General features: G+C 72.8%; 21 protein-coding genes. 9 read left to right on the top strand and 12 right to left on the bottom strand.

What is annotated here, in order from left to right:
* Positions 1-423: 423 nt before the first annotated feature.
* On the top strand, positions 424-1,146 hold the full coding sequence (locus ACFYYW_RS22800; protein ID WP_387651185.1) for a hypothetical protein: 723 nt from the start codon (positions 424-426) through the stop codon (positions 1,144-1,146).
* Positions 1,147-1,316: 170 nt separating this feature from the next.
* On the opposite strand, the gene ACFYYW_RS22795 is transcribed toward ACFYYW_RS22800, so the two are convergent.
* Entirely contained in the window at positions 1,317-2,129 is an 813-nt protein-coding gene (locus tag ACFYYW_RS22795; protein ID WP_352327083.1) for an SDR family oxidoreductase, read from the bottom strand.
* 174 nt (positions 2,130-2,303) lie between these two features.
* On the opposite strand from ACFYYW_RS22795, the gene ACFYYW_RS22790 reads away from it, so the two are divergent.
* Together ACFYYW_RS22790 and ACFYYW_RS22785 are read left to right on the top strand one after the other, a co-directional pair.
* Positions 2,304-2,804 carry a winged helix-turn-helix transcriptional regulator gene (locus ACFYYW_RS22790; protein ID WP_387651182.1) on the top strand — a complete coding sequence of 167 codons (501 nt, stop codon included), beginning with the start codon at positions 2,304-2,306 and terminating at the stop codon, positions 2,802-2,804.
* A 29-nt stretch (positions 2,805-2,833) separates the two neighbouring features.
* On the top strand, positions 2,834-3,640 hold the full coding sequence (locus ACFYYW_RS22785) for a GNAT family N-acetyltransferase (protein WP_387651179.1): 807 nt from the start codon (positions 2,834-2,836) through the stop codon (positions 3,638-3,640).
* A 107-nt stretch (positions 3,641-3,747) separates the two neighbouring features.
* On the opposite strand, the gene ACFYYW_RS22780 is transcribed toward ACFYYW_RS22785, so the two are convergent.
* The gene (locus ACFYYW_RS22780; protein WP_387651176.1) at positions 3,748-5,139 is read right to left on the bottom strand and encodes a PLP-dependent aminotransferase family protein; all 1,392 of its coding nucleotides are present in this window, start codon (positions 5,137-5,139) and stop codon (positions 3,748-3,750) included.
* A 70-nt stretch (positions 5,140-5,209) separates the two neighbouring features.
* On the opposite strand from ACFYYW_RS22780, the gene ACFYYW_RS22775 reads away from it, so the two are divergent.
* Both ACFYYW_RS22775 and ACFYYW_RS22770 read left to right on the top strand, forming a co-directional pair.
* Positions 5,210-5,662 (top strand): carboxymuconolactone decarboxylase family protein, encoded by a 453-nt coding sequence (locus tag ACFYYW_RS22775; RefSeq protein ID WP_364417062.1) that lies wholly within the window; start codon positions 5,210-5,212, stop codon positions 5,660-5,662.
* Positions 5,663-5,748: 86 nt separating this feature from the next.
* Positions 5,749-6,945, top strand: coding sequence for an MFS transporter (locus ACFYYW_RS22770; protein WP_387651173.1), 1,197 nt, complete (start codon positions 5,749-5,751; stop codon positions 6,943-6,945).
* Positions 6,946-7,001: 56 nt separating this feature from the next.
* On the opposite strand, the gene ACFYYW_RS22765 is transcribed toward ACFYYW_RS22770, so the two are convergent.
* Positions 7,002-7,826, bottom strand: coding sequence for a PIG-L family deacetylase (locus ACFYYW_RS22765; protein WP_387651170.1), 825 nt, complete (start codon positions 7,824-7,826; stop codon positions 7,002-7,004).
* 87 nt (positions 7,827-7,913) lie between these two features.
* Positions 7,914-9,305, bottom strand: coding sequence for a tetratricopeptide repeat protein (locus ACFYYW_RS22760; protein WP_387651168.1), 1,392 nt, complete (start codon positions 9,303-9,305; stop codon positions 7,914-7,916).
* A 150-nt stretch (positions 9,306-9,455) separates the two neighbouring features.
* Between ACFYYW_RS22760 and ACFYYW_RS22755 the strand changes: the two genes are divergently transcribed.
* A complete protein-coding gene (locus ACFYYW_RS22755) occupies positions 9,456-10,685 on the top strand; it encodes a cytochrome P450 (RefSeq protein WP_387651165.1) in 1,230 nt (409 codons plus the stop codon).
* On the opposite strand, the gene ACFYYW_RS22750 is transcribed toward ACFYYW_RS22755, so the two are convergent.
* The 6 genes from ACFYYW_RS22750 to ACFYYW_RS22725 are packed head-to-tail and all read right to left on the bottom strand — an operon-like array spanning position 10,660 to position 17,278.
* On the bottom strand, positions 10,660-11,157 hold the full coding sequence (locus ACFYYW_RS22750; RefSeq protein ID WP_387651163.1) for a MarR family winged helix-turn-helix transcriptional regulator: 498 nt from the start codon (positions 11,155-11,157) through the stop codon (positions 10,660-10,662). The two genes, ACFYYW_RS22755 and ACFYYW_RS22750, sit on opposite strands and share 26 nt — an antisense overlap.
* Positions 11,158-11,202: 45 nt before the next feature.
* Complete coding sequence (locus tag ACFYYW_RS22745; RefSeq protein WP_387651161.1) at positions 11,203-12,771, bottom strand: amidohydrolase; 1,569 nt, start codon at positions 12,769-12,771, stop codon at positions 11,203-11,205.
* Entirely contained in the window at positions 12,768-13,478 is a 711-nt protein-coding gene (locus tag ACFYYW_RS22740) for an ABC transporter ATP-binding protein (protein WP_387651158.1), read from the bottom strand. Before ACFYYW_RS22740 ends, ACFYYW_RS22745 begins: the two co-directional genes overlap by 4 nt.
* Positions 13,475-15,241: an ATP-binding cassette domain-containing protein gene (locus tag ACFYYW_RS22735; RefSeq protein ID WP_387651155.1), complete on the bottom strand. Its 1,767-nt coding sequence runs from the start codon at positions 15,239-15,241 to the stop codon at positions 13,475-13,477. Before ACFYYW_RS22735 ends, ACFYYW_RS22740 begins: the two co-directional genes overlap by 4 nt.
* A complete protein-coding gene (locus ACFYYW_RS22730; protein WP_352327194.1) occupies positions 15,228-16,085 on the bottom strand; it encodes a branched-chain amino acid ABC transporter permease in 858 nt (285 codons plus the stop codon). Before ACFYYW_RS22730 ends, ACFYYW_RS22735 begins: the two co-directional genes overlap by 14 nt.
* A complete protein-coding gene (locus tag ACFYYW_RS22725) occupies positions 16,085-17,278 on the bottom strand; it encodes an ABC transporter substrate-binding protein (RefSeq protein ID WP_387651152.1) in 1,194 nt (397 codons plus the stop codon). Before ACFYYW_RS22725 ends, ACFYYW_RS22730 begins: the two co-directional genes overlap by 1 nt.
* Positions 17,279-17,374: 96 nt before the next feature.
* On the opposite strand from ACFYYW_RS22725, the gene ACFYYW_RS22720 reads away from it, so the two are divergent.
* The gene (locus ACFYYW_RS22720; protein ID WP_387651150.1) at positions 17,375-18,310 is read left to right on the top strand and encodes a TIGR03619 family F420-dependent LLM class oxidoreductase; all 936 of its coding nucleotides are present in this window, start codon (positions 17,375-17,377) and stop codon (positions 18,308-18,310) included.
* A gap of 41 nt (positions 18,311-18,351) precedes the next feature.
* Here the strand turns inward: ACFYYW_RS22720 and ACFYYW_RS22715 are convergent, their stop codons facing one another.
* Positions 18,352-18,744, bottom strand: coding sequence for a nuclear transport factor 2 family protein (locus ACFYYW_RS22715; protein ID WP_352330080.1), 393 nt, complete (start codon positions 18,742-18,744; stop codon positions 18,352-18,354).
* A gap of 12 nt (positions 18,745-18,756) precedes the next feature.
* The gene (locus tag ACFYYW_RS22710) at positions 18,757-19,527 is read right to left on the bottom strand and encodes a MoaF C-terminal domain-containing protein (protein WP_387651146.1); all 771 of its coding nucleotides are present in this window, start codon (positions 19,525-19,527) and stop codon (positions 18,757-18,759) included.
* A 66-nt stretch (positions 19,528-19,593) separates the two neighbouring features.
* On the opposite strand from ACFYYW_RS22710, the gene ACFYYW_RS22705 reads away from it, so the two are divergent.
* Together ACFYYW_RS22705 and ACFYYW_RS22700 are read left to right on the top strand one after the other, a co-directional pair.
* Positions 19,594-20,382 carry an SDR family NAD(P)-dependent oxidoreductase gene (locus tag ACFYYW_RS22705; protein WP_387651143.1) on the top strand — a complete coding sequence of 263 codons (789 nt, stop codon included), beginning with the start codon at positions 19,594-19,596 and terminating at the stop codon, positions 20,380-20,382.
* A 67-nt stretch (positions 20,383-20,449) separates the two neighbouring features.
* The gene (locus ACFYYW_RS22700; RefSeq protein WP_387651140.1) at positions 20,450-21,289 is read left to right on the top strand and encodes a DUF1206 domain-containing protein; all 840 of its coding nucleotides are present in this window, start codon (positions 20,450-20,452) and stop codon (positions 21,287-21,289) included.
* Positions 21,290-21,387 lie beyond the last annotated feature (98 nt).

The raw sequence follows: 21,387 nt of genomic DNA, 5'->3' as shown, positions 1-21,387 counted from the left end.
ATGCCCGTCAAGGAATACACGCTGTATCCCGCTCGGCGCGGAACTCGTCGCGGCCCGCGGGTCCCCTCGGCGGGCGGGGCGCCCTCGGCTCGCGCGGCGCCGTTGGCTCGCGCGGTGCCCTCGGCTTGTGCGGTGCCCTCGGCTTGTGTGGTGCCGTTGGCTTGCGCGGTGCCGTCGGCTGGGTCGCCTTGCCTGGTATCTCGGCCGGGAACGGTCGTTCGCTGACGTCCGGTCGGCGGATGGGCGGGCCGTTCGGGGTGGCCGTGCCCCGGCGGTTGCGGAGGCCGGGGGGTGCGGGGGGGGCCGGGATTCCGGTCGGGCATGTGGTTTTTTCGTGTCCGTCCGAGGGCTCGCTAATGTTATCTCTTCGTGATGTGCGATGCTGGCGAACGATTTGCCCTGAGAGGTGATGTATAGCGAAGATTGGCCGCCCGACTTTTCGTTTTTATCGTGAAAATTGGGTCAGCGCTGTCCGATCATTCTTGTGGTTACGATTCCTTCGTCCAGTCGTTCTGCGGAGCGGAGGGGAAGAAGGGCGCCATCGATTCCCACGATTTGGCCGAACTCGAAAAGCGCCGAAACGACCCCGACTTCGCCGTGGCGTTCGCCGCCGTGATGCCGCCGCGCCAGCTCAAGAGCCTTCTGGCTGGGCTGCGCCGCGCGCATGCCATCCAGTCCACCAGCCTCGACAGGCTGGCCAGGGCGCTGAGCACGCTTCTCGGCACCGCTTCGCGGGCGCCCGGCGCGGCCAGGATCTCGACCCCTTACGTCCACCGTCTGCTGGAAAACCTCGACGACCCGGAAACCGGTTTCGCGCTCGGGCAATTGTTGCGATACGGCCGTTTCGCCGACGTGTTCCTGCGCGACCTCGCCTTCAAGGTCTACGACTACGAACGCAGCCAGCCTCCCGCTTCTCCGTACTGGCGGAACCTGCGCCCGGACTCACGGCCGATGTGCGCCATTCCCCTGGACGAACGGGACCCCATGGCGGCCGTCATGGCCGCCCTGTCCAACCACCCCAGGGCCGCCCGCGAATTCCTGACGGACGAGCGGCGCGACCCGCTGGAATATCTCCTCTACGAGCGCTTCTGGCCCGGAGGCACCGAGATGTACCTCGACCGGGCGATCGACATCGCGGGCCTGTAGCAACCCCGGACCGTACGTCTGATCCGACGGCCGCAGGCGGCCTTCCGCTCGGCGCTGCGGAGACGGCCTCCGGCCCGGGGGCGGCGATCGCGCCGAGTTCGCCTCGGCGGTCCTGTGACCGAGCCCCCTCCGCCCCTCATCGCGCGCGCCGCCCGGCGAACGTTCTGAACTCAGTCGACGATCGCGCCGCTGGTCAGGTTGGCGATCGTCCCGGTCATGGCCCCCGCTCGGTCCGACGCCAGGAACGCGGCCGTCTCCGCGATCTCGGAGAGCGTCGGCAGCCTCTTGAGCAGCGTGCCCTGCGCCATCGCCCCGCCGTCGAGCATCTCCTCCACCGACTGTCCGGCCGCTGCCGCCGCCTGCTCGAAGAGCTCCTTGGTGTAGGAACCGGCTGCCGGCGCGTCGACGACGGCGTGCGGACGGATGCCGATCACCCGGACGTTGCCGGGCGCCAGCTCCGCGGCCAGCACCCGGGAGAACGCCTCCTTGCCGGCCGCACTCACGGCGTGCCCCAAAATGCCGCCCACGGCCAGCTTGGCGCCCGGCTCCGACAGCGTCAGGATCACACCGGGACGCTCGCCTCCCATGTGCCGCGCCACGGCCTTGCTGGTGATGAAGAGCGTGCGCAAGAAGCCGTCGATCGGCCGCATGAACTCCTCCAGCGACAGATCCGCCAGCAACGTCCCCTGGTCGTGCGGGACGCTCACGGCGTTCACGGCGATGTCGATGCCGCCGGCCGTCGCCGCGACCGCGTCGGCGTGCTTGTCGACCGCCTCCTGGTCGAGCACGTCGACCTGCGCGGTCTCGACCGTTCCGCCGGCGGCGGCGATGTCGCGCGCCACGACGTCGAGCTTCGCCTGCGTCCGCCCGGCGATGAAGACGTTCGCGCCTTCCCGGGCGAAGACCCGCGCGATGGCGCCGCCGATGGCGCCGCCGCCTCCGTAGATCACAGCGTTCTTGTCCTTGAGCAGCAATCCGCTCATCGGTGACCTCCACATGATTGTTCTTCCGGACGGACGGACAGGCGGGTTCGCTGATCGCACCGTGGGCGCCGCCAGGGAGCCGTCCGCCGTTCACGAGCACACTTGCGTGATGCAAGCGACACTAGAGGGGTAGTCTTGCATCACGCAAGTGCTCCTCTGGGAGGCGGGGTCGCCATGCTGGGCAAGACGTACGACACGCAGGTGTGCTCGGCCGCCAGGGCGCTGGAGGTCATCGGCGAGCGATGGAGCCTGCTGATCGTGCGCGACGTGCTGTTCGCCGGGGCGACCCGGTTCGCCGACTTCCAGCGCCTCGGCATCGCGACCAACATCCTGGCCAAACGCCTGGACAGCCTGGTCGACGCGGGCGTCCTCGAACGGCGGCCGAGCAAGGAGCAGCCCGACCGGGGCGGCTATGCCGTGACCCGGAAGGGACTCGACCTGGCACCCGTGATCATCGCGCTGACGGAGTGGGGCGACCGATGGGCGGCGCCCGACGGTCCGCCCATCCTGTATCGGCACACCGGTTGCGGCGGGGCCATCACCGAGCAGACCACCTGCGGCACCTGCGGAGAGGTCACCGACCTCGCGCAGATCCACGTCGTCCACGGCCCCGGCTTCCCCGAGGCCCTCAAGGCGTCCCGGAAGAACCGCCTGGACACCGCCGACCCGCGGTGACACTCCGCTGCGGGAGATGAGGGCTCAGCATGAACGATCACCCACTCGTTGACGCCGGCCTGCTGGACAGGATGGACCGGAACCTGGCGGAACACGCCTGTCACCTCCACCGAAGCATGACCGGCGCGACCGTCACGCAGACCGATGACCTCCTGATCGCCGACAGCGGCCTGGACGACGACACCTTCAACATCGTCGCCACAGCCCGCTTCACCGCCGCCGACGCCGAGGCACGCATCAGCGAGACCGCCCGGACGTTGGCGCGCACCGGCCGCCGTTTCTCCTGGTGGGTGGGGCCCGCCTCGACACCGCCGGACCTCGGTGCCCGCCTGACGGCGGCCGGTCTGCCGGCGTCCGAACGCGAGACGGCGATGTGGGCCGAGCTGGACGGCGCCCTGCCACCGCCCGCCGTCCGAGGGCTGGACATCCAGAGGGTCGCCACGCCCGGACAGCTCGCCGACTACGCCACGGTTCTTGCCGCGAACTGGGATCCGCCTGCCGACACCGTCCGCCGCTTCTTCGCCCGCGCCGCCCCGCAGGCACTGGCCGCGCACTGTCCGGCTCGGTATCTGGTCGGCTACGTGGACGGCCGCCCCGTCTGCTCCGCCGAAGTGTTCCATCACGCGGGGGTCGCCGGCGTCTACAACATCTCCACCCTGGCCACCCACCGCCGACGGGGCTACGGCGGCGCCATCACGCTCGCGGCACTCCGCACGGCCCACGACCGGGATCACCGCATCGCCGTCCTGCAGGCGTCAGCCGACGGCGAGCCCGTCTACCGCCGCCTGGGCTTCCACCTCTGCGGCCACTACACCGAACACCCCGTCAACCCCTGAACCCCGGGCGCTGGAGCACAGCCTCTCATCGAGGGCCCGGTCCCGGTGAGGCGGTGAATGCCGCACCTGACAGCCGTGTGGTTGCGGATCTCGTCGGGCCGGCCTCATCAACCCGGTGTCACCGGGGCCGGCAGGGCCAGGCAGAGGGCGTCCAGCGCGGCGGCGAACGCGTGCTCAGCCGGTGTGCCGTAACCGACGACCAGGCCGTCGCGTGCCGGCATGGCGCTGTCCGGATGCCGGTAGGGACCCAGGCCGTCCAGGGCGAGGCCGAGGCGGCGGGCGGCGCGCAGGGTGGCCGCCTCCGTGCCGGGAGGAAGGTCGAGCACGGCGTGCAGTCCGGCGGCGATGCCGCTGACGCTGATGTGCGGGGCGCGCTCGGCGAGCGTGGCCGTGAGCAGGCTCCGGCGGCGCCGGTAGATCGCGCGCATCCGGCGCAGCTGGCGGTCGTAGGCGCCGCAGGCGATGAAGTCGGCCAGGGCGAGCTGGTCGGTGACGCTCGACCAGAACTCGCGCGAACCTTTGGCGGCGAGCACGTCGTCCACCAGCCGGGTGGGCAGCGCCATCCAGCCGAGCCGCAGCGACGGGGACAGGCTCTTGCTGGTCGAGCCGAAGTAGACGACGCGGTCGGGGTCGAGGCCCTGCACGGCGCCGACCGGTTCGCGGTCGTAACGGAACTCGCCGTCGTAGTCGTCCTCCAGCACCAGGCCGCCCGTGGCGCGGGCCCAGTCGATGACCGCGGCCCGCCGCCGGGGGTGCAGGGCGCCTCCGGTGGGGTACTGGTGCGCCGGCGTCAGCAGGACCGCTCGCACGTCTGTTGCGGGAAGGTCCTCGATCCGGGCACCGTGGGCGTCCACGGTGAGCGGGACGGTCCTCAGCTCCGCTTCGGTCAGCAGAGACCGGTGGAAGGCGAGCCCGTAGGCCTCGACGGCGACCGGGCCGCGCAGTACCTGGCACAGCAGCCGCAACCCGTGCGCGAACCCCGAGCAGATCACGATGTGCTCCGCCGTGGTGCGTACGCCTCTGGTGCGCGCCAGGTAGTCCACCAGCGCCTGACGCACCTCGGGCCGGCCGCGGGGGTCGCCGACGCCGAAGGCGTCGCTGGGCGCGGCGGTCAGCGCCCGCCGGGCCGACGTGGCCCAGTCCGAGCGGGGGAAGGCGGCGGCGTCGGGGGAACTGGGCATCAGATCATGGACGATCCGCGGGCGGGACGGACGCGCGGGAGCTCGCCGCAGGTCCGGCTCCACCGGCGCGGCGCGGTGCGCGACCTGGGTGCCTGACCCCTGACGTGCGGTGAGCCAGCCCTCCTCGACGAGCTCGGCGTAGGCGGCGGCCACCGTGTTGCGGGCGATGCCCAGGTCCACGGCGAGGGCGCGGTAGGGCGGCAGCCGGGTGCCGGGCGCCAGCCGTCCCGACCGTATGGCCTCGCGCAGGGCCCGCATCAGCCGTACCCGGGCACCGCCGCTGCCGGTCAGCTCCAGATGCAGGTCGCTGCCGCTCACGAATTGGCCCAGGAAACAGTCATGAGAATGCACCATATCGTGGGCCGATCACGCACCTAGCGTGGTGGCCATGACGAACGTCGCCATTGCCGAACGGATGAACCTCTCGCGTGTCGCTCCCAAGGTCTTCAAGGCCGTGCTGGCCCTGGACGCCGCGGCTCGCGAAGGGCTGGACCCGGTGCTGATCGAGCTGGTGCAGATCCGCGCCTCGCAGATCAACCGGTGCGCGTACTGCATCGACTACCACACCGGCGACGCCCGCCGGGCCGGCGAGAGCGAGGCGCGGATCTACCAGCTCAGCGCCTGGCAGGAGGCCGGCCTCTACACCGCGAAGGAGCGCGCCGCACTGGCGCTCACGGAGGCGGTGACCCTGCTGCCGCGAGGAGTCGAGGACGAGGTGTACGACGAGGCCGCGCGGCACTTCGACGACAAGGAACTGGCCCAGCTCATCGCGCTGATCTTCACGGTCAACGCCTGGAACCGCATGAACGTGACCACGCGCAGGACCCCCGGCACCGAGTAAGCCCCCGTGGCCCTGATTCCGGGCGGTGGCCGCCTCGTCGCGGCCACCGCCCGCGCCTTGACCACACCCGGAAAGGTCCCCCACCCATGACCACCATCGACGCGAGCTCGCCGGACGCGGCCCAGGGGCCCGGCCCTTCACCGGTCCGGGGCTGGTCCGCGATCCTCGCCGTCACGCTGGGCATCTTCGCCCTGATGACGTCCGAACTGCTGCCCGTCGGACTGCTCACCCCCATCGGCGCCGCCCTCGACCTGTCCGAGGGCACCACCGCGCTCATGGTCACCGTGCCCGGGCTGGTCGCCGCCGTCGCGGCGCCGCTGGTCACCGTGGCCACCGCCCGGATCGACCGCCGCCTGGTGCTGGTCGTGCTGATCGGCATCGTGGGCGCGGCCAATCTCGCTTCCGCCTTCGCCACCAGCTTCGCCGTCGTCCTGCTGGCCCGCTTCCTGATCGGCATCAGTGTCGGCGGCTTCTGGTCCCTGGCCGGCGGCATCGCCCTGCGCCTGGTGCCCGAACGCCACGTGGCCCGCGCCACCGCGGTCGTCTTCGGCGGCGTCGAAACCGCCTCGGTGCTCGGCGTGCCCGCCGGCACCCTGACCGGTGACCTCGCCGGCTGGCGCACCGCGTTCGCCGCCGTCGGCGTGCTCGGCCTGATCTCGCTGGCCTGCATGGTCGTCGTGATGCCGAAGGTGGCGCCGCAGCGCACCCTGACGTTCGCGGACCTGCCGCGCGTGCTGCGCACCCACCGCGCCGTACGCACCGGCATCGCCATGACCTTCCTGGCCATCACCGGGCATTTCACCGCCTACACCTTCCTGCGGCCCATCCTCCACGACGACGGCGTCGCCGACGACCTGATCAGCGTGCTGCTGCTCGTCTTCGGCGTCGCCGGCATCTGCGGCAACTTCATCGCCGGCGCCCTGGTCGCCACGCGCCTGCGGCAGACCGTGTGCGGCATCGGCCTGCTGCTCACCGCCGCCATGGCCGCCGTCGCGATCGGCAGCCACGACGTCCTGTCCGCGGCCGTGGTCCTGGTCGTCTGGGGACTGGCGTACGGCGCCGTCCCGGTCACCTTCCAGACCTGGATGCTCAACGCCGCCCCTACCGCCACCGAGGCCGCGTCCTCCCTGTACGTCTCGACGTTCAACCTGTCCATCGCCCTCGGCGCCTTCGCCGGCGGCCTGGCGGTCGACGCCGCCGGCCCGGTGAGTGTGCTGTGGATCGGCGGCGCCCTGGCCGTTCTGGTGCCGCCGCTCGTCACCGTCGCGGGCCGCCGGACATGACGACGGCCCGCACCGCCTCAAGGCATTTCGCGAAGGCCAGTCCAGTGGGGGGAGGGTCAGGGGCGGAGGCCGGTGAAGAGGTCTTCCTCGTGGTCGGGGGCGTTGACCTTGTTCAGCTTCCGTTCGAAGGCCTCGTGGGAGAACGCCTGGTGCTGGGCCTCGTCGGGCATGCGGAGGAGGAAGATGTTCTCGCCCTGGCTCTCGTGGGCCTTGAGGGCCTTGAGCTTGCGCTCGACGTAGGGGGTGACGTCGACGACGGCGTTGACCCGCTCGTCGGGGGTGCCGAAGTCGTCGGACGGCTCGAAGCCGCCCAGGTCGACGCCGCTGTCGCGCATCAGCTCGAACATGCGCTTGATCGCGGCCCGGGGGATCGCCGTGTAGTAGAACTTGTCGGGGATGCCGGTCGCCTCGACGGCGGCCACCGTGATGCGGTGGGCCTGCACGTGGTCGGGGTGGCCGTAACCGCCGCCGCCGGTCTCGTCGTAGGTGATGACCACCTGCGGGCGGTAGCGCTCCATCAGCTCGCCCAGCCTGGCGGCGGCCACCTCGACCGGCACGTTGGCGAACGCGTCGGGGTGGTGGTTGGTGTCCCAGCCGTCCATGCCGGAGTCGCGGTAGCCGAGCAGCTCCAGGTGGTCGATGCCGAGGTGGGCGACGGACTCGCGCAGCTCGGCCAGCCGCCGCTCGGCCACCCTGGCGGCGTCGTGCCCCTCCTCGCCTGGTTTGACGCCGCCCGTGTCGTCACCCTGCTCGCCGTTGGTGCAGGTGACGAGCACGGTGCGGACGCCCTCGTCGGTGTAGCGGGCGAGGACGCCGCCGGTGCTCAGGCACTCGTCGTCGGGGTGGGCGTGGACGACCATCAAGGTGAGTTCCCGATCCATGAAGGGAACCCTACTCGGCGCCTGCGACACTTCCAGCCGCGCGTTCGCGGCGACCGTCAGGGGGAGACGGGCGGGACGAGCAGCGGGTCAGGCCTCGGCGATCAGCGTCGCGGCCCTGCGGCGGGCGACGGCGGCGGCCGCGCGGTCGCCCAGCCCCTCGGCCACCGCCGCCTGCCTGAGCCAGTTGAACGGGCTGCCCGGCCGCACGCCGATGCGCTCGCTCACCAGCGCCCGCGCCAGCTCGTGCCGCCCGCTCCGCAGCGCCGCCTCCAGCAGCGTCTTCTGCACGGCGTCCCGCTGGGCGTGGCTGCCGCCGAACTCGCCGACCCGGTGCCTGATCGGGTGCAGCAGGTCGACCACCGCCGCGAAGTCGCCCCGCCCGTACGCCACCAGGGCCCGGCACACCGGCAACCCCACCCGCAGCGTCATCGCGACGTTGGTGACCCCCGGACGGGACTCCAGCGTGTACGCCTCCCGCGAGGCGATCAGCTTCTCCGCCTCCCCGATGCGCCCGGCCCCCACGTACGACATGACCGCGTGCACGTCGTTGAAGGCGTAGAACGGCTCGGCCATCAGCGGCGGCCACGCGTCGGCCAGGGCCTGCCAGCGTTCGTGCTGGTCGGAGCCCTCCAGCAGGAGCCGCCAGAGCAGCGCGGCGGCGTCCAGCAGCTCCATGGACGTGCGCCCGCCGGCCAGCGCCGCGTCGTGCACCTCCAGCGCCCGCCGCTCGTCGCCGGCCTCCAGGGCGTAGAGGGCGTAGTGCCACCAGGTGTGGACGTTGAAGAACGTGCCGGTGGACCAGTCGTCCAGGCGGGCGTCGAGGTAGCGCACGCCCTCGCCGAAGCGGCCCTGCATCTCGTAGGTGTGCACGACCGCGTGGATGCCCCACACGTCGCGCGGGTCGAGCTCGACGGCGCGCAGGCCGACCTGCTCCGAGCGGTCGTAGTGGCCGGCCTCCTCCAGGCCGAAGGCGTACATGCCGAGCACCTGGCCGAAGTGCCGGTCGTCCTCGTGCCAGGCGGTGAGCGCGCCGCCGATCCGGTCGCGCAGCGAGCGGGCGTCGCCGGTGAAGAAGTCGAGCTGGTGCCCGGCGGCCAGGGCCAGCGCGTCGCGCGGGTGGGCGACGGTGATCTCGGCGAGCAGCGCGCCGCAGGTGGTCAGGTCGCCGTCGAGCAGCGCCTGGACGGCCGCCACGTGGGCACGCTCGCGCGGCAGCAGCGACGACTCGTCGGCCTGCCGGCGGAAGGCCGCGAACCGGGCCCGCGCGGCACGGGCGCCGGCCGCCTCGGTGGTCAGCAGGTCGAGGTAGGCGGACAGCACGTTGCCCATCGGGAAGCCGGGGGAGTCGGCCAGCGCGGCGGCCGCCTCGGCGGCGACCTCGGCGCGGAAGTGCAGCAGCTCGTCGATCGCCCGGTCGTAGTGGCGCGCGGCGGCGGCGCTCGCGCCGGTCATGGCCAGGCCGTGCTGGTCGGTGGTCACCCGGCCACTGTAACCGCGCGGCGGTCGGCGGCTCAGGGCGACGGCACGCCGGCCGCACAGCTCATTCGCTTCCGTACGACCCAACGACACCCCTTGTCCGGTTAAGTCGCCAGCCGTAATGTTTGTGACCGAACAAGGTGAAGGAGAGCCATGCGCCTGGCAGACGTCGACCTCGCCGACCCCGGCCGGTTCACCGACGGAGTGACCCCGTGGCGCATGTTCGACGTGCTGCGCGAGCAGTCGCCCGTCCACTGGCAGGACGAGCACGGGCACGGCAGGGGCTTCTGGGCGGTCACCAGGCACGCCGACATCGTGGCCGTCGGCCGCGACCCGGAGACGTTCACCTCCGAAGGCTTCACCAACCTGGAGGAGGTGGACGAGCGGCAGGCCGCGATCCGCCGTTCCCTGCTGGAGACCGACGGCCCCCGCCACCACGCGCTGCGCCGGCTGCTGCTGCGCGACTTCTCGGCCAGGGCGGTGGCCGGCTACGAGGTGTTCCTGCGCGGCCTGACCGCCACGACCCTGGACGCCGCCCTGCCCAAGGGCGAGTTCGACTTCGTCAAGGAGGTCGCCGCCGACTTCCCGATCAACGTGCTGGCCCGCATGCTCGACGTGCCCGACACCCAGCGGCTCATCGACTGGGGCAACCAGATCATCGAGAACACCGACCCGGAACGCCTGCGCGACAGCGAGGAGTTCAAAGACCTGCCCTTCCGCAGCCCGGCCTCCCTGGAGGTCTTCGAGTACGGCCGCGAGCTGGCCGCCCGCCGCCGCGGCGGCCACGGCACGGACCTGGTCAGCCGGCTCGTCAACCAGGAGCCCGTGGACGGCCGGCCGCTGTCGGACCGCGACTTCGACAACTACTTCCTGCTGCTGGTCGTGGCCGGGAACGAGACGACCAGGCACGCCGTCTCGCACGCCATGCTCGCCCTCATGGAGCACCCCGCCCAGCTCGACCGGCTGCGCGCCGACCCGGCGCTGATGCCGCGGGCCGTGGACGAGTTCCTGCGCTGGGCCTCGCCCGTCTACCACTTCCGCCGCACCGCCACCCGCGACGTCACCCTGCACGGCCGCCGCGTCGCCGCCGGCGACAAGGTCGTCATGTGGTACGCCTCGGGCAACAGGGACGAGCGCGTCTTCCCCGACCCCTACCGGTTCGACGTGGGCAGGGACGCCGACGAGCACCTGACGTTCGGCAGGGGCGGCCCGCACTACTGCCTCGGCGGCGCGCTGGCCAGGCTGGAGATCCGGGTGCTGTTCGAGGAGCTGCTGCCGCGCCTGTCGTCGATCGAGCTCGCCGGCGAGGTGCGCCGGATCCGCTCGAACTTCGTCAACGGCATCAAGGAACTGCCGGTCAGATGCTCTCCAGGTGCTCCATGACGCGCCGCAGGGAGCTGGCCAGCTCGCGCCGCTGATCGCTGTCCAGCTCCTTGACCACGAACGCCTCCTGCCGGTTGAACTCCGGGAACAGCTCGCGCATCAGCCGCTCGCCGGTCGCGGTGAGCGCCAGCATGACCCGGCGGCCGTCCGTGGGGTGCGGGAAGCGCCGCAGGTGCCGGTAGGACTCCAGGGTCTTGACCACGCCCGTGAGCGTGCCCTTGGAGATGCCCGCCTCGGCGGCGACGTGGCGGGTCTCGCTCTCGCCCCAGATCCACACCACCCACATCACCACGAACCCCGTCCAGGTCAGGCCGGTGTCGCGCAGGACGGTCTGCTCCAGGTGGTTGCGGATGGCCGAGGACGCGCGGTAGACGTTCGACACCGCCCACATGGCCTCGAAGTCGATGTTGAGGTCGCCCAGCCGCTGGCCGATGGCCTCCTCGGTCTGGCGCAGCGTGTGGTGTCCCGTCATGGCACGAAAGTATATTCGGTACCTAACAATCTTCACGTCCGCCGCTCACGAACGGGACCAAACGACCCGGCCGCCGAACACCGTCAGGTCCACCGGCGCGGCCACGACGTCGTCGTCCGCCGTCGCCGCGCTGACGCACAGGTCGGCGACCTTGCCCGGGGTGAGCGTGCCCTTCCAGCCCTCGGCGAAGTCCTGCCGCGCTCCGGCGATCGTATAGGTGGCCAGGGCCTCGGCGAGCGAGATGCCCTCGCCGTCACGGGCGACCAGCGCCGCCACGCCCGCTCGCCAGTCCGGCGCGGTCACCGGCGCGTCGGAGCTGCACGCGGTCAGCACGCCCGCGTCGATCGCCGAGCGGGCCGGCCACTCCTGCTCGGCCGCCCGCGCGCCGAACAGCTCGCGCGTGGTGCCCGACTCGACGCGTTGCAGCACCGGCTGGAGGTTGATCCCGTAACCCAGCTCGCCCAGCGTGGCCAGCGCCTGCTTCGAGGCGAACTGGCCGTGGATCACGTAGTGGCGGGGATCGGCCCTCGGGTGCTCGCGGGAGATCGCGGCCAGCGCGTCCACGACGGCGTCCACGCCCCGGCTGCCCACGACGTGCACGCCCGCCTGCAGGCCGGCCACGTGCACCAGGCGCAGGATCTCGTCCAGCTCGGCGACCCGCTCGGCGTCCGTGCCGCCGTGCGTGCACAGCGAGCCGTGCCCGCCCGACGGGTACGCCTCCCGCATCCAGGCCGTCTCCGACGGCGGGATCCCGTCGGCGAACACCTTCACGCCCAGCAGCCGGACCAGCCGCTCGTCCACGCCGTCCAGGTCGTCCGGCAGGCGGTCGAGGTAGGCGGCGGTGTCGGTGACCGAGGCGCCCGACATCGGGCTCGGCAGGCCCAGCACGCTCACCCGCGCGGTCAGCTCGCCGGCCCGCGCCAGCTCCGCGTACGCGCCCAGCACCCCCGGCCCCATGCCGCCCGCGAACGCCTCCCCGCCGCCCGGCCCGAGGCCCGGCTCGGTGAAGCTGGTGATCCCGGCCCGGTTCAGCTCGGCCACCACCTCGCGCAGCACCCGCCTCAGCCCGCCGGGCGGCGGCGGCACCAGGCGCTGGACCAGGCCCTGGTCCCCGTGGTGCAGCAGGCCGTCGCCGTCGTCGGGCAGCCCGGCCAGACGCAGCGCGGCGGAGTTCGCCCACGTGGTGTGGCCGGAGAAGTCCTGGAGGAGGACGGGATGGTGGGGGGCGACGTCGTCCAGGTCCGTCCTGGACGGCGACCGGCCCTCGGCCAGCCGGCCGGGGTTCCAGCCGATCCCGCGCACCCACTCGCCGGGGCCGGCGGCGCGCACCGCGGCGGCGACCCGCTCCCGCACCTCGGCGATCGACCCCACCGCCACGTCCACGCAGAACGGCGGGCGGGTCAGGCCGTAGCCGCAGGCGTGCAGGTGGGAGTCGTTGATCCCGGGCAGCAGGACGCGGCCCCGCAGGTCCACCACCTCGGCCGCGCTCCACCCGGCGGCGTCGCCGACGTGCACGATCACGCCGTCGCGCACCGCCACGCCGGTCGCGTACGGCCGCGCCGGGTCCATGGTGAGCACCCGCCCGTTGACCAGCAGAAGATCGGCGTTCGTCATGAATCAGCTCCCAAATAGGCGCGCCTGAGCGCGGCATCCGACTCGCGCAGCGGCGCCGGGTCGCCGCCGTAGGTGATCGCGCCGTGGGCCAGCACGTACGCGCTGTCGGCCAGGGCCAGGGCCGCGTGCGCGAACTGCTCGACCAGCAGCACCGCGCAGCCCTCGTCGGCCAGCCGCCGGATCACCGGCAGCAGCCGGCGCACGACGCCCGGGGCCAGGCCGAGCGACATCTCGTCGAGCAGCAGCGCCACCGGGCCGGTCCCGATGGCCCTGGCCAGGACCAGCATCTGCTGCTCGCCGCCGGACAGCAGCCCGGCCCGCACGTCCAGCCGCCGCTCCAGCTCGGGGAACAGCTCCAGCGCGCGCCCGGGGTCGCCGGCCAGGGCCAGGTTCTCCCGCGCGGTGAGCGTGGCGAACACGGCCCGGCCCTGCTCCACGTGCGCCAGCCCGTGCCGGGCCCGTTGGGTGCGCGGCCGGCCGGTCAGCGTGGTCCGGCCGAGCACGATCTCGCCCCCGGCGGCGGGCAGCACGCCCGAGACCGCTTCCAGCAGCGTGGTCTTGCCCGCGCCGTTCGGGCCGAGCAGGACGGTGACCTGCCCGCGCGCGGCGGTCAGCGTCACATTCCTGACGACCGGCTGGCCGCCCCTGGCCACGGTCAGGTCCCGCAGCACGAGGTCCATGGGGTCGCCTCCCGTCCGCCCGCTCACGCGGCGGGCTCCTGACCCAGGTAGGCCCGCAGGACGCCGGGCTCGGCGAACACCTCGGCGGGCGGGCCCTGGGCGATGACGCGGCCGAAGTCCAGCACGGTCACGGCCGTGCACGCGGCCCTGACCAGGTCCAGGTCGTGCTCGATGAGCAGGACGGCGGCGCCGTACCGGGCGGGGACCCGGCGCAGCCAGGCGCCCAGCCGTGCGCTCTCGGCGTGGCCGAGGCCGGCGGCGGGCTCGTCCAGCACCGCGACCGCGGGACGGGCCAGCAGCGTCCCGGCCACCTCCAGCAGCCGCCTGCTGCCCACGTCGAGCGCGGCGATCGGGTCGCCGGGCGCCGCCGCCACCAGCCCGGCCAGGCCCTCCGCCAGCTCGGCGTCGCTCAGTGGGCGGCGTGCGGCGAAGCGCAGGTACTCGCGCACCGACAGGCCCACCGGCACCCGGTCCTGCTGGAACGTGCGCCGCAACCCGGCCCTGGCGCGCCGGTGGACCGCCGTGCCGCCCCGGGCCCCGGCGACGGCCACGCCGCCGACCTCGACCAGGCCGCCGCCGGCGGGCACGAACCCGCTGATCGCGTCGACCAGGGACGACTTGCCCGCGCCGTTCGGGCCGACCAGCCCGTGCACCTCGCCGGCGAGCACGGTGAGTCCGACGCCGTCCACGGCCACGACCTGGCCGTACCGCACGCTGACGCCCTCGATCCGCAACGCCGGCGGCCGTCCGTCCGGACCGGGCGCGGGCAGCTCGGGGTCCGCCGCCGCGGCGGGCACGGCCGGCGCGGCGCCGGACCCGCGGGCGCGGCGGGCACGGCGGGCACGGCGGGCACGGCGGGCGCGCAGGGCGGCGCGCAGGCCGTCGCTGATGCCCGAGCCCTGCGTCATCGCCTGCACCGCGCCCACCGCGAAGACGACGTTCGCCCACTGCTGCGGCACGCCGAACCGCCGCAGCAGCTCGCTCACCAGCACGCCCAGCGCCCCGCCGATGAGCGCGCCCTCCGCGTGGTGGGCGCCCGCCATCACGGCCACCGCGTAGGCGACCAGCGACTGGCCCGGGTCGAAGTTGCGCGAGACCACCATGGCGAGCTGTCCGGCCAGCAGCGCCCCCGACACGCCCGCGATGAAGGCGCTCACGGCGAAGGCGCTCAGCTTGGCCCCCGGCACGCTGGTCCCGGCCGCCGCCGTGGCCCGTTCGGACTCCTTGAGCGCCCGCCACGACGCCCCGAGCCGGGTCCGCCGCAGCACCGCCAGCGCCACCGCCACCAGCGCGAAGACGCCGCAGCAGAACAGGAAGAACTGGCGGTCGGAGGCCAGCCCTGCCGGACGGCCCACCACCACGCCCTGGCTCACGCCGGGGAAGGAGTTGGCGGCCATCACGACGTCCACGGTCGCGGCGAAGCCCAGCGTGACGATCGCCAGGTGCACGCCGCGCAGCCGCAGCGCCGGCAGGCCGATGAGCAGCCCGAACGGCACGGCGGCCAGGCCCGCGAGGGGCAGCCAGACGTACAGGCCGCCGGGGACGCCCCAGACGTTGAGCTGGGCGGTGGTCCAGGCGCCGATGGCGGCGAAGGCCATCTGGCACAGCGACACCATCCCGGCCTGCCCGGCCACCACGCCGAGGCTCTGCAGCAGCACCCCGGAGATGACCGCCGACATCGCCAGGAACACCCAGTACGCCGGCAGCCCGGCGGCCAGCCCGTAGGCCGCCGCCGCCATCAGGACGCCGGCGACCGCCCACCGCAGCACCGGCCGGTCAGCGGGACGCATCCCACACCTCCCGCCGCCGGCTCCACACGAGGATCAGCAGGATGGCCGCGAACGGCACCACGTCCCGGTACTGCTGGACCACCGCCGACCCCGCGAGCACCCCTTCGAGCAGCCCGAGCGCCAGGCCGCCGGCCAGCGCCCCGGCCAGCCGCCGCAGCCCGCCGAGCAGCGCCGCCGCGCAGGCGGGCACGATGAGCATGCTCAGCGACAGGATGTCGCTCGACCGCACGGGCGCCACCACCAGCAGCACCAGCGACGACAGCGCGCCGGCCAGGGCCCACACGGTCACGGTGAGCGCCCTGGTGCCGATGCCCAGCAGCTCCGTGGTCACCGGACGCTCGGCCATGGCGCGCAGGCGCAGGCCCAGCGGCGTCCGGGTGAGCAGCAGCCAGGTGCCCGCGCCGATCACCACGGCCAGGGCGAGCAGCACGACCGCGCCCTGCGTCACCACGACGCCGGCCAGCGTGGCGACGCGGCCCGCGGCCGGGTTCGGCAGCACCCGGGGCTCGTCGCCGAAGGCGATGTAGGCCAGTGCGATGATCCCGATGAGCTGCGCGATCGACACCGCGGTACGGGTCTGCGGCCCGCTCTCGGCGAACCACCGCGTCATCACGAACCCGCACCCGGCCGACACCAGCGCCCCCGCCGCCACCCCGGCCAGGGCCGCCGCCCAGTACGGCCACCCCGTCCCGGCGAGCGCGGCCATCACGTACACCCCGGCCACGCCGGTCGCCGCGACGGCCAGGTTCACCGTCGCGGTCAGCCGGTACATGGCGGTGAGCAGGAGGCCGAGGGCGGCGAACGTGCCGCCCGCGGCCAGCCCCGAGACCAGGCCCTGGAACATCAGCCGAGCGTCCCCGGGTAGCGCACCCACTCGCGGGTGACCACGTGCCACGCCCCGCCCCTGAGCTGGACGATCTTGCCGGCCCGGTTGGAGAAGTGCCTGGGGGCCTGCCCGAACTCGTACGGGGTGCCGGTCATCGGGGTCTGGACGGGCTTGAGCGCCTGGAAGGCCGCCGTCACCGACTCCCGGGTGATCGGGCCCTTGATCGTCTTCAGGGTGTCCACGAAGTAAGTGGCCGCCAGGTAGCCGCCCTGCCCGAAGGAGGTCAGCGGCACGTTCCTGGAGGTCATGAGTGTGCGCCAGTCCTTCAGCGCGGGCGAGTCGGCCTCGGTGAACGGCTCGAACTCGGCGTTGGCGTACATGCCGTCGCCGTCGGCGCCCAGGGCCTTGGCGACGGCCTCGGTGTAGGGGGCGGTGGTCATCAGCCAGTCGATCCCGCTGACGCCCTGCTGCTTGACGACCTTCATCCAGGAGATCGCCATCGGCTCGGTGCCGTTGTACAGGACCGCCTGGCAGCCCTCTCGCCGGGCCCGCAGCACGAACGGCGTCGGGTCGGAGTCCGGCTTGACCGTGCGGTCGTCCAGGGCGAGCTTCTTGCCGGTGAGCGCGGTCCAGCTCTTCACGGCCCCGCCGTAGGCGTCGTTGGTGTTGCCGAGGATCGCCAGGAACATGCAGACCTTGTCCCGTTTGAGCACCTCGGAGGCGTAGTAGAGGTTGATCGCCATGTTGAGGTACGGGCCGGTGTTCACCGGGGAGATCGCCGGGGAGTCGAAGCAGGTCGGGTCGACGCCGGTGCCCTGGACGGAGACGATCCGCGACTGCTGGTAGAAGGGGGCGTTCACGGCGCAGTCGAGCAGGCTGGCCGAGCCGACCAGCGCCACCACGCCCTGGTTGGTGACGACGTCCCGGGCGGCCTGGGCGGCGGCGGCCGGGTCGCCCTTGTCGTCGGCGCTGACGTACTCGATCTTGTGGCCGTTGACGCCGCCCTGCTCGTTGACCCGGTCGAAGACGGCCTTGGCGGCGGCCGAGGAGTCGGGGAAGGTGACCGCGCCGCTCAGCGAGCTGACGCCGCCCACCTTGATGACGTCGCCGGCGCCGCCGGACGAGGCGGCCGGCGGGTCGTCGGACAGGCCGCACCCGGCGGCCAGCAGCAGGACGGCGAGCGGGACGGCGAGTGCCCTCATGGGGATCATGGGCGACCTCTCTGCGGATTTTGGAGGGATCGTAAGGTGCCAAACGATTAGGTTCAAGAGCTAGCTTGATGAAGATCGTTCGGGTATGAATGCAAGATGAAGCAACCGCGCATGCAACTCGTGCTGTCCGAGAACTGGACGATGACCTCGGCCCGCGACCTGCCGGTGCTGGTCCGGTGGGCACGCGAGGCCGAGGACGCCGGGTTCGACTCGGTCATGATCAGCGAACACCTCGTGCTCGGCCCCGACGCCGGCGCCCGTGGCCGCATGGCCAACCCCCGCGAGTACGCGCTGCCCGGCAACCAGGACCCGTTCACGCCGTGGCCGTACTCGCTGGGCCTGCTGGCGGCCGTCGCCTCGGTCACCACCCGGCTGCGCCTGGCCGCCGCCGCGGTGCTCGCCCCGCTGCGCCACCCGCTGGCGCTGGCCCGCGAGCTCGGCACGCTCGACCTGCTGTCGCAGGGCCGGCTCGTCGTACTGCCCACCGTGAGCTGGAGCCGCGACGAGTACGCCGCGCTCGGCGTGCCCTTCGAGCGGCGCGGCGAGCTCCTCGACGAGCACCTGGAGATCTGGGAGCTGCTCTGGCGGGACTCGCCGGTCACCTACCACGGCCGGCACTACCGGTTCGACGAGGTGTACTTCGAGCCGAAGGCCTACCGGGAGAGCGGGCCCGCGCTGTGGTTCGGCGGCGCGCGGGTGAGCGACCGGCTGCTGCGCCGGATGACCCGCTGGGGCAGCGGGTTCAACCCGCTCGGCTACCCGCCCGCCGAGGACATCAAGGCCCTGGCCGACGGCATGACGGCGGCCGGTCGTGACATCGGCGAGCTGGAGCTGGCCGGCGGCACGCGGGCCGTCTTCCCCGACGCCGTCTCCTGTGCGCCGCTCGGGCCCGCCCTGGAGCACATCCCGGCCCGGATGGCCGAGGGGTACACCACGTTCTGCATCAAGCCGTCGCAGTTCATCGACGACCCGGACGGCGTGGGCACGTTCTGCCGCGAGGTCATGCGCCGCGTGGGCGAGCTGACCGGCTGAGGACGTCGCGCGGCCGGCCCTCATCCGGCCGCGCGACGGGATCACGGGACGAGCGCCTCCCGGACCAGGGCCGTGTCGGTGAACTGCTCGAACCGGGTGGCCACGCCGTCCTCCAGGTGCCAGACGTGGGTGAAGCGCACCCTCATCGACTTGCCGGTGGCGCGGTAGGTGCCGCTGTAGTGGCCGATCACGACGACCACGTCGCCGCCGTCCACGAACTCCTCCGGCTCGGCCTGGTAGCCGTCCCACTCGCTGCCCAGCTTGGCGAACACCTCCGACAGCACCTGCTGCGGCCCCACGTACGTGCCCGCGTACGGGAAGCCGGCCATCTCCGTCCACCGGGCCTGCGGGCCCAGCAGGGACACGATGCCGTTCACGTCGCCGGCCGCGGAGGCCGCGTAGGAGGCGCGTACGGCGTCGAGATTGTCGCTCATCTGTGTTTCTCCTCAGACCGGTTCCTCACCGGCCGGATAGGTGACCTGACCCAGCGGCTCGATGTACGCGCCGCCGGGGGAGTGGTGGATCTCGCCCTCGCCCGACAGGCCGAAGAAGGTGCCGACCGTGCGCAGGGCCGTCCAGTCGTAGAGCCAGGTGGCCGCGACCGGGATGCGGAACTCGCGGAAGGTGAACACGTACAGGCCGTCGGCGATCTTCCAGGTGGCGGCCAGGTCGACGTCGCCGTGGCCGCGCTGCGCGCCGGCCAGGCACTGCCAGGCGTAGCGCTCGGAGCTGAGGTAGACGTGCTCGTAGAGGTGCTCGGGGCTGTAGCGGTACAGGGCCCGCCGGCCGATCAGCTCGCGGGTCGGCGCGGGCGGCTCGCCGGTGAGCTCCCGGCCCTCGATCACGCCGGGCGTGAACGTCTGCGACACCCGCGGCTGCCCCGGGACCGGCTCGGGCGCGATGACTGAGACCACGCGCAGCGCCCGGCCCGTGCTGGTGTGCAGGACGGTGACCGTGTACTCGCGGGGCCGCTCGGCGTGCGCGCGGCCCACGTAGAACAGGTCCTCGCGCATGGCCACGGCCTCGTACGGTTCGGCGGGGCCGCCGTCGGCGTGCAGCTTGTACCGACCGGCGAAGGCCAGGGACGTCTTGCTGCCGTCGTCGAAGGTGAGGTCCACCTCGGTGCCCGCGAGCGCGTACGTGGCCGGAAGGCGGTTCGTGGCGATCCCGGGCGCGAAATCGTCCATGTTCTTCCAACCGGCAGGGCGATCGGTCATGGCCGCTCCTTCCTCCACGAATTCGTCTATGAAATCATATAGCTTCCCGTTGTAAAGGAGTAGGCGATGAGGCTCAAGGGAAAGGTCGCGCTGATCACCGGGGCGGGCACCGGCATCGGCGCGGCGACCGCCCGCAGGTTCGCCGCCGAGGGCGCCTCGGTCATGCTGACCGGCCGCCGTCCCGGGCCGCTGGCCGAGGTGGCCGCGGACCTCGGCGACGCGGCGGCCGTGGCCTGCGCGGACATGTCCGACACCGGCCAGGCGCGGGCGGCGGTCGAGGCGTGCCTGGGCCGCTTCGGCGGGCTCGACGTGGTGGTGGCCAACGCGGGCGGCCACGGGGGCGGGCCGGTCGGCGAGACCGACGACGCGTCCTGGCGGCTCAGCCTCGACGCCAACCTCAACACCTGCTTCGTGACCTGCCGGGAGGCGCTGCCGGCGCTGGTGCGGTCGAAGGGGGCGATCGTGGTCGTGTCGTCGATCGCGGGCCTGGCCGCCGGCCCGGCCGTGTCCGGATATGTCACGACGAAACACGCGCTCATCGGCCTGACCCGCTCGATCGCCCGCGACTACGGGCCCCAGGGCGTCCGGGCCAACTGCCTGTGCCCCGGCTGGGTGCGCACGCCGATGGCCGACGAGGAGATGGACGTGCTGGTCGCCCGGGACGGCATCACCCGCGACGCGGCGTACGAGCTGGTCACCAAGGACGTGCCGCTGCGCCGCCCGGCGACGGCCGACGAGATCGCCGCGATCTGCCTGTTCCTCGCCTCGCCGGACAGCGCCGTCATGACCGGCAGCGTGGTCGTGGCCGACGGCGGCGCCACCGCCGTCGACCTGCCCACCCTCGCGTTCGACTGATCGGCGACGCCTAGAACCCCGTTTCCCGGGCAAAGGGGAGTTCTTCCGCAAACCCCCAGGAGGAACGGTGAGCACCGCACAGAGCGCGGGCCGCGAAGCCATGGACGCGGGCCGCGAGGCCAAGAACGCGGCCCGCAGAGCAGCGGACAGCCCGGCGATGACCACGCTGGCCCGCATCGGGCTGGCCTGCCGCGGCGTGCTGTACGCGCTGATCGGAGTGCTGGCGTTGCAGATCGCCTTCGGCGACGGCTCGCGCCAGGCCGACAAGTCGGGAGCCATCACCACCATCGCCGGCCTGCCCTTCGGCCAGGTGCTGCTGTGGATCATGACGGTCGGCTTCGCCGGGCTGGCGTTGTGGCAGGCGTCGGAGGCGCTGTTCAGTCACCGCAAGGCGAGTGACCGCGCGCAGTCGGCCTTCCGCACCGGCGTGTACGTCCTGATCTGCGTGACCCTGCTGAGCGTGCTGCTGGCCGGTCAGGCCAAGTCCGACGACAAGCAGTCGCAGAACCTGACCAGCAAGCTGCTCGACCTGCCCGGCGGCCAGGTCATCGTCGGCCTGATCGGGCTCGGCATCGTCGCCCTCGGCATCTACTGGATCCACGAGGGCGTCACCAAGAAGTTCGAGCGCGAGCTCGACCTCGGCCGCATGTCGCCCAAGGCCCGCAAGGTGATGGAACGGCTCGGCCAGGCCGGCTACATCGCCCGCGGCGTGATCACCGGCGGCGCCGGCGTCTTCGTCGGCTACGCGGCCGTCACCTTCGACCCCGACAAGGCGGGCGGCATCGACGCCACCCTGCGGCGCTTCGCCGACACGCCGGTGGGGCCGTGGCTGCTCGCGGTGGTGGCACTCGGGCTGCTGCTGTTCGCGGGCTACTGCTTCGGCGAGTCCCGCTGGCGCCGTACCTGACGCGTCCGGGCGGCGCACGCGCGGCGGGTCCCCGGCACGGGGGCCCGCCGCTTCGTGTGCGCGCCCGGGTCAGTGTGCGCGCCAGGTCAGTGTGCGCG

Source organism: Nonomuraea sp. NPDC001831, from assembly GCF_042892035.1.
Classification (GTDB): Bacteria; Actinomycetota; Actinomycetes; order Streptosporangiales; family Streptosporangiaceae; genus Nonomuraea.
This window is presented reverse-complemented; position numbering and strand designations above follow the sequence as displayed.

Coding starts and splice junctions, on each gene's coding strand:
- ACFYYW_RS22750 (WP_387651163.1), bottom strand. CDS start 11,157: ATGACGGGACACCACACGCTGCGCCAGACCGAGGAGGCCATCGGCCAG.
- ACFYYW_RS22770 (WP_387651173.1), top strand. CDS start 5,749: ATGACCACCATCGACGCGAGCTCGCCGGACGCGGCCCAGGGGCCCGGC.
- ACFYYW_RS22725 (WP_387651152.1), bottom strand. CDS start 17,278: ATGATCCCCATGAGGGCACTCGCCGTCCCGCTCGCCGTCCTGCTGCTG.
- ACFYYW_RS22705 (WP_387651143.1), top strand. CDS start 19,594: ATGAGGCTCAAGGGAAAGGTCGCGCTGATCACCGGGGCGGGCACCGGC.
- ACFYYW_RS22775 (WP_364417062.1), top strand. CDS start 5,210: ATGACGAACGTCGCCATTGCCGAACGGATGAACCTCTCGCGTGTCGCT.
- ACFYYW_RS22730 (WP_352327194.1), bottom strand. CDS start 16,085: ATGTTCCAGGGCCTGGTCTCGGGGCTGGCCGCGGGCGGCACGTTCGCC.
- ACFYYW_RS22765 (WP_387651170.1), bottom strand. CDS start 7,826: ATGGATCGGGAACTCACCTTGATGGTCGTCCACGCCCACCCCGACGAC.
- ACFYYW_RS22710 (WP_387651146.1), bottom strand. CDS start 19,527: ATGACCGATCGCCCTGCCGGTTGGAAGAACATGGACGATTTCGCGCCC.
- ACFYYW_RS22715 (WP_352330080.1), bottom strand. CDS start 18,744: ATGAGCGACAATCTCGACGCCGTACGCGCCTCCTACGCGGCCTCCGCG.
- ACFYYW_RS22745 (WP_387651161.1), bottom strand. CDS start 12,771: ATGACGAACGCCGATCTTCTGCTGGTCAACGGGCGGGTGCTCACCATG.
- ACFYYW_RS22735 (WP_387651155.1), bottom strand. CDS start 15,241: ATGCGTCCCGCTGACCGGCCGGTGCTGCGGTGGGCGGTCGCCGGCGTC.
- ACFYYW_RS22755 (WP_387651165.1), top strand. CDS start 9,456: ATGCGCCTGGCAGACGTCGACCTCGCCGACCCCGGCCGGTTCACCGAC.
- ACFYYW_RS22790 (WP_387651182.1), top strand. CDS start 2,304: ATGCTGGGCAAGACGTACGACACGCAGGTGTGCTCGGCCGCCAGGGCG.
- ACFYYW_RS22785 (WP_387651179.1), top strand. CDS start 2,834: ATGAACGATCACCCACTCGTTGACGCCGGCCTGCTGGACAGGATGGAC.
- ACFYYW_RS22795 (WP_352327083.1), bottom strand. CDS start 2,129: ATGAGCGGATTGCTGCTCAAGGACAAGAACGCTGTGATCTACGGAGGC.
- ACFYYW_RS22720 (WP_387651150.1), top strand. CDS start 17,375: ATGAAGCAACCGCGCATGCAACTCGTGCTGTCCGAGAACTGGACGATG.